The organism is Exiguobacterium sp. s39 (assembly GCF_018618925.1).
GTDB lineage: Bacteria > Bacillota > Bacilli > Exiguobacteriales > Exiguobacteriaceae > Exiguobacterium_A > Exiguobacterium_A abrahamii.
Window position 1 is genome coordinate 26726 of sequence record NZ_JACSNA010000007.1, and the last position, 14832, is coordinate 41557.

Genomic DNA, 14832 nt, shown 5'->3' on the forward strand with positions numbered 1-14832 from the left:
TGGCCCGTTGGTCAAGCGGTTAAGACACCGCCCTTTCACGGCGGTAACACGGGTTCGAATCCCGTACGGGTCATTCTCAAAAGCTATCTCTATTATATAGAGATAGCTTTTTTTAGGTTTTGATGGAAAGGGGTGAAGTCGTTATGGAAGGTGTGCCGTTCGAACCACTTTTAGTAGGTGTGTCGGGAGGTTGTGATTCGATGGTCCTCGTTGATCGCTTGTACAAAGAAGGCTACGATATCGCGATTGCGCATGTGCATCATGGATTACGAGAAGCGTCCGACGAAGAAGCGCGCTTTATTAAAGAGTGGGCAACGGCCCGAAAGATATCCTTTTTCATGACACGTTTAGAATGGACCGGACGTACGAGCTCTCAAGCAGCTTGTCGCGAAGAGAGATATGCGTTTTTTGAACGAATCATGGAAGAGACCGGGCGTTCGCGTCTGATTCTCGCTCATCATCAAGACGATCAAATTGAGACGCTACTCATTCAGCTCATTCGTGGAGAAGCGCAGGTTGATGGTATTCCCGTCGTTCGTCCATTTGGTAACGGTTGGTTGCATCGCCCGTTGCTACATGAATCGAAGCAAACATTACTCGAGTATGCGCTGCAACATGAAGTCCCGTGGCGAGAAGATGCGTCAAATGCAGAAACTACTTATTTGCGTAATCAAATCCGGCACACGATTGTGCCGCCACTTCGAGAAATTCGGCCAGAGTTTGAACAAGCAACAGCAGCGGCAGCACATGCGCGACAGCAAATCATGCGTGAGCAGGCGACATTCGTCGCGACCTATCTCGACCGGTGCAAGGAAGCAAACGGAATTCCGATAGCACGTATTTTAGAATTACCGACGGATTTACAGCGGCTTGTCTTGCCGACACTAACGAAAGAAACGTTTTCTTCAGAAACGATTCGTCACTTCATCATGTGGCTTCGGGTGGATAAGGGCTCGGACGAAGTGTATTATGGAAACTGGAGGATGCGACGTGCATATGGCTTTTTGATGCAGGATCGTGTGATACGGTCAATGAATGACGATTTACCGTTTCAAGTAGGGGAGAATTTGGGAACGTATCATTATGGTGAACAAATGGTTCGCTTCTCAATCGGAAACCAAGGTATCCCGCTGGACGCGATTACGTTCCCGTTGACGGTGCGTCCGCCACGTCCAGGAGATCGGATTCAGCTTGCTGTGGGTTCGAAAAAAGTCAGTCGAATTCTGATTGATGCTAAGGTTCCGCGTTATCTCCGAGAACAGGTTCCGGTCGTCGTCGATGCAAATGGAGTGATTTTAGCCGTCATTGGACATCGAATTGCAATATTCGGGTCATTTGAACTCCTCGCAAAATCTTATTTAATGATAGAATGGTAATGTAGTGTTTATTATGGAGGAGGAATACCTAGCATGACCTTGATGAACGATATGGAAAAAGTACTGATTTCAGAAGAAGAGATCCAAAATAAAGTGGGCGAACTCGCCGGCGAATTGACAGCGGATTATCACGATCGTTTTCCGTTGCTTGTGTGTGTCTTAAAAGGCGCAATGCCTTTCATGTCTGATCTTGTGAAAAAGATGGATATGCACCTTGAAATGGACTTCATGGACGTTTCAACGTATCACGGTGGGACAACATCAACAGGTGAAGTCAAGATTGAAAAAGATTTGAACACATCGGTAGAAGGACGCGACATCTTGATTGTCGAAGATATCATCGACAGCGGATTGACGCTTGGCTACCTCGTCGACCTCTTCAAGTACCGGAAAGCGAAGTCCGTTAAGATCGTGACGTTGCTCGACAAACCAACAGGACGGAAGAATGACTTGCACGCAGATTACAGTGGCTTCGTCATTCCACACGAATTCGTCGTCGGTTATGGTCTGGATTACGAAGAGAAATACCGTAACCTTCCGTATGTAGGTGTCTTGAAACCTGCAGTCTACGGCGGCTAATTATTTTTAATCTCGTCTGTCCCATGATAAGATGAAACCAATTACAAAGCGCGCCCTGTCGCGCCAGGATTCGTATTCATCCACTAGAAAAACGAGATGGATGCGGAGAGGAGGCATAAGATGAACCGAGCAGTGAAGAATACCCTCGTGTTTGGGGTCATTTTTCTAGCTTTGATCTTGTTTCTGCAATACTTGCAGAGTCCAGTGAACAAAAGCAAAGAAATCAATTACACACAGTTTGTCGAGTCTGTTGAAAAAGGTGAAATCAAGACGGCTACCTTCCAATATGAAGGGCAGACGTATAATGTGACAGGAGATTTGCGTGAAAAAGATTCGACGTATGAGACGGTCGTACCGGCTGTTGATACGGAACTAACGGATCTCTATACGCAACTCAGAAGCCAAGGAGTCAAATTGGACTTCAAGGCAGCAGAAACGAATGGTGGTTGGATCGCGTTACTGACGACGATCGTTCCATTCATCATCATCTTCATCCTCTTCTTCTTCTTGATTAATCAAGCACAAGGTGGCGGTGGTGGCGGTCGCGTCATGAACTTCGGGAAATCGAAGGCACGCCTCTATGATACAGAGAAGAAAAAGATCACGTTTGATGATGTAGCCGGCGCAGACGAAGAGAAACAAGAACTCGTCGAAGTCGTTGAATTCTTGAAAGATCCGCGTAAATTCGCGAAACTCGGTGCCCGTATTCCGAAAGGGGTCCTCCTCGTAGGTCCTCCAGGTACAGGTAAGACGTTGCTCGCACGTGCTGCAGCTGGTGAAGCTGGCGTACCATTCTTCTCGATTTCAGGTTCTGACTTCGTTGAGATGTTCGTCGGTGTCGGGGCATCACGTGTCCGTGACTTGTTCGAAAACGCGAAGAAAAACGCACCATGTATCATCTTCATCGATGAAATCGATGCTGTCGGTCGTCAACGGGGCGCAGGTCTCGGTGGTGGACATGATGAGCGTGAGCAGACATTGAACCAACTTCTCGTCGAGATGGATGGATTCAGTGAAAACGAAGGTATCATCATGATCGCAGCAACGAACCGTGCTGATATTCTTGACCCAGCCTTACTCCGTCCAGGTCGTTTTGACCGTCAAATCACGGTTGATCGTCCAGATGTCGTCGGTCGTGAAGCAGTCTTGAAAGTTCACGCACGGAACAAACCGCTCGATTCGACGGTTGATTTGAAAGCTATCGCACAGCGGACACCTGGATTCTCAGGTGCGGATCTTGAGAACCTTCTGAATGAAGCAGCACTTGTTGCAGCACGTTCAGACCGTGATAAAGTCTCGATCGTTGATCTCGAAGAAGCGATTGACCGTGTCATCGCAGGACCAGCGAAGAAGAGCCGGATCATCTCGCCGAAAGAGAAAAAGATTGTCGCATGGCACGAAGCAGGACATACGATCATTGGTGTCACGCTCGACGATGCGGATGAAGTACACAAAGTAACGATTGTTCCTCGCGGTAACGCGGGTGGATATGTCGTCATGTTGCCAAAAGAAGATCGTTACTTCATGACGAAGCCGGAACTCGAAGATAAGATTACTGGATTGCTCGGTGGTCGTGTCGCAGAGGATATCGTCTTCGGAGAAGTCTCGACTGGGGCAAGCAATGACTTCCAGCGTGCGACAGGTCTTGCACGGAAAATGGTCATGGAGTTCGGGATGAGTGAAAAACTCGGACCACTTCAATTCGGATCAGGTCAAAGTGGCAACGTCTTCCTCGGACGTGATTTCCAAAACGAACAGAACTACTCGGATGCAATCGCACACGAGATCGATACGGAAATCCAAGCGATCATCAACCGCTGTTACCAAAAAGCGAAAGATATCCTGACTGAGAAGCGCGATCAGCTCGACTTGATTGCAACGACGTTGCTTGAAGTCGAAACACTTGATCAAAAACAAATTCACCATCTCCTAGAGACGGGCGAATACAAAAAACATGAACCAGAAGCAACGACTCCAAAAGCAGAAGAGAAAGCACCGGAATCGACAGATGCAACTGTTGATCAACCGACGCAGTCTCCAACGCAAATGGGTTCAGTCGTTGACGAAGGGAAAAATGTAGATACGGATACACCAGACACGCCGCGTCGCGACGATCAAGTGTAAACGGATGGAACGGATTCGATCTCGCATCGAATCCGTTCTTTTTTGTGGCAGACCGAGCGAATACACATCGGTAGGTGTGACCATATGAGCATGGTATAATCACAACGTATATTATTCCGATCGTGAAACAACGGAATATAGAAGCATGAAAATCGAGAAGAAGCGGGGAAATAAGCAAATGATTTTAGTCATCGATGTCGGAAATACGAATATCGTCTTAGGTGTCTATCAGGGACAAGAGTTGATTGAGCATTGGCGGATTGCGACAGACCGGACACGGACGACGGACGAATACGGTATGCTCGTCAAAGCGTTGTTCCGTGACGCAGAGCTAAACGTGGAAGAAATCGAGGGAATCGTGTTATCATCTGTCGTACCCCCCGTCGTGTTTCCACTAGAAAATATGTGTGTGCGTTACTTTAAACGCCGTCCGTTCTTGATTGGACCAGGAATCAAGACAGGACTGGATTTAAAAGTCGATAATCCACGTGAAGTGGGAGCCGATCGAATCGTCAACGCAGTAGCGGCGACGGTGAAATACGAGGGGCCGATGATCATCGTCGATTTCGGAACAGCGACGACGTATTGTTACATCGATGCACAAAAACGGTATTACGGCGGCATCATCTCACCAGGTGTGATGGTTGCAACCGAGGCACTCTATAATAAGGCAGCAAAATTGCCGCGAATCGAAATCGCGAAACCGCAGTCAGCCATCGGACGGAATACGATCCATGCGATGCAGTCGGGGACCTATTTCGGATATGTGGCACAGGTGGACGGACTCGTTCACCGGATGAAAGAAGAAATGGGAGAAGCGAAGGTCATTGCGACCGGCGGCTTAGCCCGATTAATCAGCGAGGAATCCACGATGATTGAGGTCGTCGATCCATTCTTGACGTTAGATGGATTACGGATTATCTACGAACGAAATAAGTGAGGGAATCAAGATGAAACGTGAAGAATTATTAGCACAATTAAAAGATGACTATTTAGTACGGGCGTTAGGCTTCAATGGAGAAGTCCGTGCGTTTGCAATCCGTTCGACGAAGACGGTCTATGAAGCACAACTGCGCCACCAGACGACACCTGTCGTCACAGCAGCGCTCGGTCGGACACTGACGATCGGTGCAATGATGGGTACGATGCAAAAAGGCGATACACGTGTCACATTAAAAGTCGAAGGCGATGGACCGATTGGGAAAATTATCGTCGATGCCGACGCAAAAGGTGTCGTACGTGGATATGTGAGTCGTCCCCGCGTCGAGATGGATACGTATGTCAATGCAGATGGTCTGACGAAACTAAAAGTCGGTGAAGCGGTCGGTCGCGGAAACATCTCTGTCATCAAAGACCTCGGGTTGCGTGACTTCGTCGGTGGTCAATCGCCGATTCAAACAGGTGAGATCAGCGAAGACTTCACGTATTACTTCGCTGTATCGGAACAAAGCCCATCGGTCGTTGGAGCTGGCGTTCTCGTCTATCCAGAAGACGAATCGGTCATTGCGGCAGGTGGATTGATCGTTCAATTGATGCCAGGTGCATCGGAAGAGACGATTGCAGCACTCGAAAAACGTGTTGGAGCTCTAAAACCGATCTCGATTCTTGTCGGTGAGGAAAAAACACCAGAAGAAATGTTAGAACTCGTTCTCGGTGACTACGAACATCTTGATACGATTCCGGTATCATTTGAATGTACGTGTGATCGTGACAAATTAGCGACAGCGATCATTGCCCTTGGACCAGATGAGATTCAAGCGATGATTGATGAAGATGGCGGTGCGGAAGCCGTTTGTCACTTCTGTTCAGAGCATTATCACTATGATGTTCCAGAATTAGAGGAACTTCGCGAAAAATCACTCGAAAGAGCATAAGAGGGATCTAATATGGGGAATGTACAACCTAAGTACTTGTGGATGTTGATCTTCATCTTAATGTTGACGAATTTCATGACCGGTGCTTACGCCTTCATGGGTGAGCTCCCAAAGGTCGATTCTCCTAAAATCGTTCAAGACAGCATCGGTGGTCCGCTCGAGGATGTCGTCGCCGAAGTCGGTGATGAGAAAATCACGCGCGCGATGGTCTATCAGACGATGCGAACGGAACAGGAAAAGCAGACGATTGATCGTTTGATTCAAGAAGCGGTCGAACGCCAGACGAAGGATGGAAAAAAGCCGGAAGTCAAACGCTTTGATTGACAGATTTCATCCAGTCCGCTGATAATTAGTCTATCGGATTACTTGGAATTCAAGCGGTTCACTAATGAGGAGGAATGGTCATGCGTATTGCGAATTCAGTATTAGATTTAGTCGGTCGGACCCCGATCGTCAAGTTACATCATCTAACGGGTCCTGAGGATGCAGATGTGTATCTGAAATTGGAGTACATGAACCCTGGATCAAGCGTAAAAGACCGGATCGCGTTATCCATGATTGAGGCAGCGGAAGAAGCGGGTCAACTTAAAGAAGGAGACACGATCATCGAGCCGACAAGTGGGAACACAGGTATCGGACTAGCGATGGTCGCTTCGGCGAAAGGGTACCGCGCCATCCTCGTCATGCCGGAAACGATGAGCATGGAGCGCCGGACGTTGCTCCGCGCCTATGGTGCAGAATTGATTCTGACTCCGGGTCCTGAAGGGATGAAGGGTGCGATCGCTCGCGCGACAGCGGAAGCGGAAGAACACGGTTACTTCATGCCGCAACAATTCAATAACGGTGCTAATCCAGTCGTCCATGAAAAAACGACAGGTCCTGAAATCGTCGAAGCGTTCGAAGGCATGCAACTCGATGCGTTCATCGCGGGAATTGGAACGGGTGGAACGATCACCGGTGCTGGTAAAGTGTTACGCGATGCTTTCCAAGGTATTGAAATCATTGCCGTCGAACCAACGGATTCACCGGTCTTATCAGGTGGTAAACCGGGACCACACAAACTGCAAGGAATCGGTGCTGGGTTCGTGCCGTCGATTCTCGATACAGAGATTTATGATGGTGTTGAGCAAATCACGACGGAAGAAGCATTCGATCACGCACGCCGAGCAGCGAAGACGAATGGTGTCTTAGGTGGTATCTCGTCAGGTGCTGCGATTGCAGCGGCGCTCAAGACAGCGAAACGTCTCGGTAAAGGGAAAAACGTTCTCGCGATCATTCCTTCGAATGGAGAGCGGTACTTAAGTACACCGCTGTATCAAATCGAGGAAGAAGCAGACCAATCGAAGTAATCAACTGGACGTACACGGAAGTCATTCGGCTTCCGTGTACTTTTTTGCGTATAATGAGAGCAGAATAGTGTGAAGTGAGGGACGCGTATGCGACAGACGAAATACAAAGCAGTACCATGGACGAAAGAACAATTCTACAATCGATATGTTGAACAGACGAATGGCACAACGGGACACGTCTGGCTCGAAAGCGGTCGAATCGGCCGGTATACGATGGCGGCGACTCGTCCTGTCGGATACGTCCGGACAAAAGACGGAACGACGACGATTGAGACAGATGGAAAAGTCGAGACATCGACGGCGAATCCGTTTGATGTACTCGAACAGCTCCGCGTCGACCGTGAATCGATCCGACCGGATGGAATGCCACCATTCTTTGGTGGGTTTGCCGGATACGTCAGTTATGATGCCGTCCGTTATTTAGAAAAACTACCGGAGCGAGCGACGGATGATCTGCAAACACCCGAGCTGTCATTTTACTGGTACGATGAAGTCGCCGTGTTTGATGAGGAAACGAAGCAGTTGTTCATTGCCGTGACACGAGACACGGCAGAAGAAGCAGAGCGAGTTCTTGAAACGGAAGTCGCGCGTTGGTGCATCGAGACGGATGCACCTCAATTTACAGCGACTGGTTCATCAGGTGAGCGAGAACGGGCTTTCGGGCAGGAAGCGTTCATGACAGCGGCACACCGAATTAAATCCTATATTGAGGACGGTGACGTTTTCCAAGTTAATTTGTCCGTCCGCCAACAAGAACCGCTTGGGACGACAGCGGAACATTTGTATGATGTATTACGACAAGTCAATCCTTCTCCATACATGGGTTACTTTGCGGATGAAGATTTAACACTCGTGTCCGCCTCACCCGAGTTGCTCGTCGAAAAAATCGGTGATGCGTTAGCGACACGTCCGATTGCCGGAACACGACCGCGCGGGAAGGATGAAGCGGAGGATTTACGACTTGCGAAAACCTTACTCGATAATGAAAAAGAACGGGCAGAGCATGTGATGCTCGTTGATTTAGAGCGAAATGATTTAGGGCGCGTCAGTCGTTATGGTACGGTTCATGTCGATGAGCTGATGGTGATCGAGAAATACTCGCACGTACAACACATCGTCTCAAACGTCAGAGGGGAAGTAGCTCCGGAACACTCGGGGAGTCAGGTGCTCGCTGCGATGTTCCCAGGTGGTACGATCACTGGAGCACCAAAAATCCGGACGATGGAAATCATTGAAGAACTGGAACCGGTCCGGCGCGGAATCTACACCGGATCGCTTGGCTTCATCAGTTGGGCGGATGATGTCATCTTCAACATCTTGATCCGGACACTCGTCGCAAAAGACGGGATGGCATATGTCCAAGCAGGTGCTGGAGTCGTCACGGACTCGGACGCAGCACGTGAATACGAAGAGTCACTTAGTAAAGCCAAAGCGTTATGGGTGACCAAAGAAACAGCGGAGGGAACGCAATGATTGTATTGATTGATAACTATGATTCCTTTACGTACAACTTAGTCCAGTATTTCGGCGAACTTGGGCAAGACATCCGGGTATTTCGCAACGACGCGATCACCCTTGCGGAAATCGAAGCATTGCAACCGGATCATCTGGTCATCTCGCCGGGTCCTTGTACGCCGAATGAAGCGGGGATCAGTTTAGAAGCGATTGCTTATTTTGCTGGGAAGGTGCCGATACTAGGGGTCTGCTTAGGTCATCAAGCGATTGGGCAAGTATTCGGTGGTAAAGTCGTCCGCGCGAAGGAATTGATGCACGGAAAAGTCTCGCCACTGACGCATGACGGACAAGGTATCTTTGAACGGATCCCACAAGCGACACCGGTGACACGTTACCACTCGCTCGTCGTTGAACGCGAGACATTCCCGGAAGTGCTCGAAGTGACGGCGGAAGCCGGTGGAGAGATCATGGCACTCCGTCACCGGACGTTGCCGATTCTCGGTGTCCAGTTCCATCCGGAAGCGATTTTGACGCGAGACGGGAAGCAGATGTTAAAAAATTTCTTGGAGTTGACGCATTATGTATCTCTGGCATGACGGAACCATTAAACGAGAAGAAGAAGTACGCATCTCCCCGCTCGATCACGGATTCGTCTACGGGATGGGTGTATTCGAGACGTTTCGGACCTATAACGGACATCCGTTTTTGTTCGATGATCATATTGAACGCTTACGGATGAGTTGTGTCGCACTCGGAATCCAGCTAGCATATGACCGGGAAGCCTTGCGGCAAGCGATCCAAGATTTATATGCAGCATATGGGGCGAACGATTTATACATTCGGTTGAACGTCTCTGCCGGTCCACGCGAGATCGGTTTATCAATCGATCCTTACGACACGCCGACCGTGTTGATCTATGCGAAACCAATCGCTCCGCGAAAACGGGCGGAACGTGCACTCGAGACGATTCGTTTACCGCGCAGTACGCCGGAGACGACTTACCGCTTGAAGTCACATCATTACATGAACAATCTAGTGGCGAAACGACAATTGTTCAATCCGGAAGCAGAAGGGCTGTTTTTAACGAAGGAAGGTCATGTCTGTGAGGGCATTACGTCAAACATCTTTTGGCGTTACGGAAGTACATGGTATACGTCACCGCTTGAGACCGGTGCACTGAACGGGATTACCCGTCAGTTTCTCATGCAATATGTACCGGTCGAAGAACGCTTGGCTTATTTACCGCAGCTCGAAGAAGCAGATGAGATCATCTATACGAATTCCGTTCAGGAAGCGGTCGCGATTTCGTCACTTGACGGACGCCCTTTCCCTGGAATCAACGGAACAGGATATGCACAAATCATGACGCTGTTCGATCAATCCGTCGAACATGTGACGACAAGGAGAGAACAACGATGACTTACATCATGGGTATCTTGAACGTGACACCGGACTCCTTTTCGGACGGTGGACAATATGTCGATGTCGAGCAAGCGATGCGGCAAGCGCGTCAGCTCGTCGCGGATGGAGCAGATGCGATCGATGTCGGTGGAGAGTCGACACGGCCGGGTGCAGCGTTCGTATCAGTCGAAGAAGAACTCGCCCGTGTTTTACCGATCATCAAGCGCATCAAACGAGAGCTGAACGTACTGGTGTCGATCGATACGTACAAACCTGTCGTCGCAGAGGCTGCTATTCAAGCGGGAGCGGACATCATCAACGATGTTTGGGGCTCGAAGTGGGGCGATCGTTCGATGGTCAACGTTGCTGCGCAGTATAAAGTACCCATCATTTTGATGCATAACCGGGAGACGGCGCATGGGACAGATATGCTGGCAGAAGTTCGAGCTGACCTTGAGGAATCAATTCGGTTAGCAAAACAGGCAGGCGTGGCGGAAGAGCACATTTGGCTCGACCCGGGGATTGGATTCATGAAGACGCATGAAGAGAACTTGTACCTGATGCGTCATCTATCGATCGTAACGGACTTCGGGTATCCGGTTTTACTCGGGACATCCCGTAAATCGATGATTGGTCTCGCGCTTGGATTACCGACAGAAGAACGACTCGAAGGAACGATTGCGACGGTTTGCTATGGGATTCAACAAGGATGTGACTGGATGCGTGTGCATGACGTCAAAGAAGTCAAACGGGCAGCGCAGATGATGGACATCATGTTGGCTGCGACGAAGGGGGAATAACGGTGGATCGAATTCATGTAACAGGAATGCGTTTTTATGGGTACCACGGTGTATTCGCAGAAGAGACAAAACTCGGTCAACGCTTCAATGTCGACTTATCGATCGGACTTGCATTGGCAGAAGCCGGTCGGACGGATGATTTGACGAAAAGTGTCAATTACGCCGAATTGTATGAAGCGACGAAACGTGTCGTCGAAGGAGAACCGCTCCAACTCGTCGAAGCCTTGGCGGACCGTATTGCAAAAGCAGTATTTGCGTTAGACGAACGAATTCAAGAAGCGTCGATCAAGGTCATCAAACCGGATCCGCCGATTGCCGGTCATTATGAACATGTGGCGGTCGAGATCAATCGCCTTCGGGAGGACTATGCATGAAGGAAGCTTACATTGCACTCGGCTCGAACATCGGCGATAAGGCGGCTCACTTAAGAGAAGCGATTACTCGCCTGAGAGCGTTACCGTCTGTTCATGATGTGAAGGCCTCTTCCATTTATGAGACGGTACCTGTCGGATATCTCGAGCAGGATTTATTCTATAATATGGTCGTCGCAATTCAAACGACGGATGAGGCATCTGTCTTACTTAGACGACTGCAGGAAATTGAACAGCTAGAAGGACGCGAGCGTCTGTTCAAAAATGGACCACGAACGCTTGACTTAGATATTTTGCTATATGAGGAAGAACGCATTGATCTCGAAGGATTAACCGTTCCGCATCCGCGGATGCAAGAGCGGGCATTCGTCCTCGCACCATTACGTGAACTCGCAGCAACATGCGTCATACCCGGTCTTGGACAAAGCGTCGAGCAGTTGTATCAGCAGTTACCAGAGACAGAACGAAACGGTGTACGACGGTTAGGTGGGCTTTTAGAAGCGGAGGAACAATAATGGAATTTAACATTGGTGATGTCAAACTGAAGAATCAAGTCATCTTGGCACCGATGGCAGGCGTCTGTAATCCGGCGTTTCGGTTAATTGCAAAGGAATTCGGTGCGGGACTCGTCTGTGCGGAGATGGTCAGCGATAAAGGGATCTTGTACGAGAATGAACGGACGCTACAGATGCTGTACGTGGATGAGCGGGAAAAACCGCTCAGCCTTCAAATCTATGGCGGTTCAAAAGAGACACTCGTTCAAGCGGCACGATATGTCGAAGCGAACACGAATGCCGATATCATTGACATCAACATGGGCTGTCCGGTCCCGAAAGTCACGAAAAGTGATGCTGGAGCGAAATGGTTGCTTGATCCGGATAAGGTATATGAGATGGTCCATGCGGTGACGCAAGCGATCGATAAACCCGTTACTGTTAAGATGCGGACCGGCTGGGACAGTCATCACATCTATTGTGTTGATAATGTCAAAGCGGCAGAAGCGGGTGGTGCGAAAGCCGTTGCCATCCACGGGCGAACACGTTCGCAAAAGTATGAAGGGGTCGCAGACTGGAACATCATTGGCGAAGCGAAAAAAGCGGTCAACATTCCGATCATCGGAAATGGAGATGTTCAGACGCCGCAAGATGCAAAACGGATGATTGATGAGATCGGCGTCGACGGTGTCATGATCGGACGGGCAGCTCTCGGGAACCCGTGGATGTTGTATCAGACGATCCAGTATCTCGAATCAGGAACGCTTCCGGCAGAACCGACGGCGCGTGAGAAGATTGATATCTGTCTCTTACACGCCACACGACTAGTCGCGCTAAAGGGAGAAGAACTCGCCGTACGCGAAATGCGGACACACGTCGCCTGGTATTTGAAAGGAATGAAGGGGAACGGTCGCGTTCGCAATGCGTTATTCAATATTGACACACACGCAGGACTCGTCGAACTGTTACAGCAGTACTTGCAGACACTCGAAGAAAACGTAGCATATGCCTAACAGGTAAAGTATAGTCGGACAGAGTCGTTTTGTGGTACGCTAGTTGCATTGAAGATGAGCGTATCGGTTTTCTAAAAGGGCTGTCGGTCATTCCGACAGCTTTTTATTCGAGAGAATCGTCGTGAACCATTATTAAAAGGAGTGAAGACAGTGAGTCAGGATATGGAAATGAACGATCAAATGCAGGTGCGTCTCGGTAAGATGAACGCCATGCGTGAACAAGGTCTCGATCCATTCGGCGCACGTTTTGAACGTTCGACGGATACTGAGAGCATTCGTGCATCATTTGGTGAACATACAAAAGAAGAATTGGCTGAACTGAAACCGGAAGTTGCCATCGCGGGGCGTGTCATGACGACACGTCGTAAAGGGAAGGTTGGCTTTACGAATGTTCAGGATGTACAAGGTCAAATTCAGTTGTATGTCCGTAAAGATGACGTCGGCGAAGAGGCGTATGAGATCTATAAGACATGTGACTTAGGCGACATCGTCGGAATTCAAGGATATGTGTTCAAGACGAATGTTGGTGAACTCTCTGTTCACGTCACAGCATTTACGTTATTAACGAAAGCATTACGTCCGCTTCCGGATAAATATCACGGATTAAAAGATATCGAGCAACGCTACCGTCAGCGTTACCTCGACCTCATTACGAACCAAGAATCACGTGAGACATTCATCGCGCGGAGTAAAGTCATTCGTGGAATTCGTCAATATCTCGATAACCTCGGATACTTGGAAGTTGAAACACCAATGTTGCACACGATTGCGGGTGGAGCATCGGCTCGTCCGTTCATCACGCATCATAATGCACTCGACATGACGCTTTACATGCGGATTGCAATCGAGCTCCATTTGAAACGTTTGATCGTCGGTGGACTTGAGAAAGTCTACGAAATTGGTCGCGTGTTCCGTAATGAAGGAATCTCAACACGCCATAACCCAGAGTTTACGATGATCGAACTCTATGAAGCGTATGCGGATTATAAAGACATCATGAACTTAACAGAGAACCTGATCGCTCACGTCGCACAAGAAGTACTCGGTACGACACAAGTCACTTACGGAGAAGACGTCATCGATCTATCTGTCGGTTGGAAACGAGCACACATGGTCGATCTCGTTAAAGAAGCGACAGGTGTCGACTTCTTTGAACAGATTTCAAACGAACGTGCCCTCGAACTAGCACATGAACACGGTGTTGAAGTTCAGTCACACATGACGACGGGACATATCTTGAATGAGTTCTTCGAACAAAAAGTAGAAGAAACACTCGTTCAACCAACATTCGTCTATGGTCATCCTGTTGAAGTGTCACCGCTTGCGAAGAAAAATCCAGAGGATCCACGCTTTACGGATCGCTTTGAATTATTCATCGTTCGTCGTGAGCATGCGAATGCCTTCACGGAATTGAACGATCCAATCGATCAACGTGAACGCTTCGAAGCGCAACTCGTCGAAAAAGAAGCAGGAAACGATGAAGCACATGAAATGGATACAGACTTCATTGAAGCACTCGAGTACGGTATGCCGCCAACGGGTGGTCTTGGGATCGGGATCGATCGTCTCGTCATGTTGTTGACGAATGCGCCATCGATTCGTGATGTATTACTCTTCCCAACGATGCGTCACCAACAAAATTAATGAGTGGAGCTCCGTTCTTTCTATACTGTATAGAAGGAATGGAGCATTCTTTTTGAAGTCAACACAGGGATAAACGAGTCGAAAAATGGGTAAATAAAAGTTTTTAAATGTTTTTCTAATAAAATGCTTGTAGGATTCAAAAAGCCATGGTATATTACTTCTTGTGCCGCGAATGGTCGTGACACACAAAAATAAATATCAAAAAAGTTGTTGACAATCGGGTTGATAACTTGTTAAGATATTAAAGTCGCTGAAAACGACACGACGAACTTTGAAAACTGAACGATGAGGCAAAAATCGTATTCTACGGAATACAAAAACGAATGAAGCGCAAGCTTCGTCAATCGTGACT

At 48.7% G+C, this 14832-nt stretch carries 15 protein-coding genes and 1 tRNA gene; all 16 read left to right on the forward strand.

Features of this window, described 5'->3' with window-relative positions; translation table 11 throughout:
- The first annotated feature begins 1 nt into the window (after nucleotide 1).
- The 16 genes from KNQ11_RS16385 to lysS all read left to right on the forward strand — a co-directional run bounded on the left by KNQ11_RS16385 (nucleotide 2) and on the right by lysS (nucleotide 14480).
- Nucleotides 2–73, forward strand: a tRNA-Glu gene (locus tag KNQ11_RS16385).
- Between the two features lie 70 nt (nucleotides 74–143).
- Entirely contained in the window at nucleotides 144–1376 is a 1233-nt protein-coding gene (gene tilS, locus KNQ11_RS16390) for a tRNA lysidine(34) synthetase TilS (protein ID WP_214772657.1), read from the forward strand.
- 33 nt (nucleotides 1377–1409) lie between these two features.
- The gene (gene hpt, locus KNQ11_RS16395) at nucleotides 1410–1955 is read left to right on the forward strand and encodes a hypoxanthine phosphoribosyltransferase (RefSeq protein WP_023466560.1); all 546 of its coding nucleotides are present in this window, start codon (nucleotides 1410–1412) and stop codon (nucleotides 1953–1955) included.
- Nucleotides 1956–2075: 120 nt separating this feature from the next.
- Nucleotides 2076–4079 carry an ATP-dependent zinc metalloprotease FtsH gene (gene ftsH, locus KNQ11_RS16400; RefSeq protein WP_050677371.1) on the forward strand — a complete coding sequence of 668 codons (2004 nt, stop codon included), beginning with the start codon at nucleotides 2076–2078 and terminating at the stop codon, nucleotides 4077–4079.
- A gap of 178 nt (nucleotides 4080–4257) precedes the next feature.
- Nucleotides 4258–5019, forward strand: coding sequence for a type III pantothenate kinase (locus KNQ11_RS16405; RefSeq protein ID WP_214772667.1), 762 nt, complete (start codon nucleotides 4258–4260; stop codon nucleotides 5017–5019).
- A gap of 10 nt (nucleotides 5020–5029) precedes the next feature.
- Nucleotides 5030–5953, forward strand: a complete 924-nt coding sequence (gene hslO / locus KNQ11_RS16410) for an Hsp33 family molecular chaperone HslO (RefSeq protein ID WP_023466563.1) — start codon at nucleotides 5030–5032, stop codon at nucleotides 5951–5953.
- A gap of 12 nt (nucleotides 5954–5965) precedes the next feature.
- Nucleotides 5966–6277, forward strand: coding sequence for a SurA N-terminal domain-containing protein (locus tag KNQ11_RS16415; protein WP_023466564.1), 312 nt, complete (start codon nucleotides 5966–5968; stop codon nucleotides 6275–6277).
- A gap of 80 nt (nucleotides 6278–6357) precedes the next feature.
- Nucleotides 6358–7302 carry a cysteine synthase A gene (cysK, locus tag KNQ11_RS16420; protein WP_023466565.1) on the forward strand — a complete coding sequence of 315 codons (945 nt, stop codon included), beginning with the start codon at nucleotides 6358–6360 and terminating at the stop codon, nucleotides 7300–7302.
- A gap of 87 nt (nucleotides 7303–7389) precedes the next feature.
- On the forward strand, nucleotides 7390–8775 hold the full coding sequence (locus KNQ11_RS16425) for an anthranilate synthase component I family protein (RefSeq protein ID WP_214772659.1): 1386 nt from the start codon (nucleotides 7390–7392) through the stop codon (nucleotides 8773–8775).
- Nucleotides 8772–9353: an anthranilate synthase component II gene (locus KNQ11_RS16430; RefSeq protein ID WP_029343065.1), complete on the forward strand. Its 582-nt coding sequence runs from the start codon at nucleotides 8772–8774 to the stop codon at nucleotides 9351–9353. The genes KNQ11_RS16425 and KNQ11_RS16430 overlap by 4 nt, the downstream gene beginning before the upstream one ends.
- On the forward strand, nucleotides 9337–10176 hold the full coding sequence (locus tag KNQ11_RS16435) for an aminotransferase class IV (protein ID WP_214772661.1): 840 nt from the start codon (nucleotides 9337–9339) through the stop codon (nucleotides 10174–10176). Before KNQ11_RS16430 ends, KNQ11_RS16435 begins: the two co-directional genes overlap by 17 nt.
- On the forward strand, nucleotides 10173–10958 hold the full coding sequence (gene folP, locus KNQ11_RS16440; protein WP_064301055.1) for a dihydropteroate synthase: 786 nt from the start codon (nucleotides 10173–10175) through the stop codon (nucleotides 10956–10958). The genes KNQ11_RS16435 and folP overlap by 4 nt, the downstream gene beginning before the upstream one ends.
- Before the next feature lie 2 nt (nucleotides 10959–10960).
- Nucleotides 10961–11332 (forward strand): dihydroneopterin aldolase, encoded by a 372-nt coding sequence (gene folB, locus KNQ11_RS16445; protein ID WP_023466572.1) that lies wholly within the window; start codon nucleotides 10961–10963, stop codon nucleotides 11330–11332.
- Complete coding sequence (gene folK / locus KNQ11_RS16450) at nucleotides 11329–11844, forward strand: 2-amino-4-hydroxy-6-hydroxymethyldihydropteridine diphosphokinase (RefSeq protein ID WP_214772662.1); 516 nt, start codon at nucleotides 11329–11331, stop codon at nucleotides 11842–11844. The genes folB and folK overlap by 4 nt, the downstream gene beginning before the upstream one ends.
- Complete coding sequence (gene dusB, locus KNQ11_RS16455; protein ID WP_214772665.1) at nucleotides 11844–12836, forward strand: tRNA dihydrouridine synthase DusB; 993 nt, start codon at nucleotides 11844–11846, stop codon at nucleotides 12834–12836. Before folK ends, dusB begins: the two co-directional genes overlap by 1 nt.
- A 162-nt stretch (nucleotides 12837–12998) precedes the next feature.
- Complete coding sequence (gene lysS / locus KNQ11_RS16460; RefSeq protein WP_214772669.1) at nucleotides 12999–14480, forward strand: lysine--tRNA ligase; 1482 nt, start codon at nucleotides 12999–13001, stop codon at nucleotides 14478–14480.
- Nucleotides 14481–14832 lie beyond the last annotated feature (352 nt).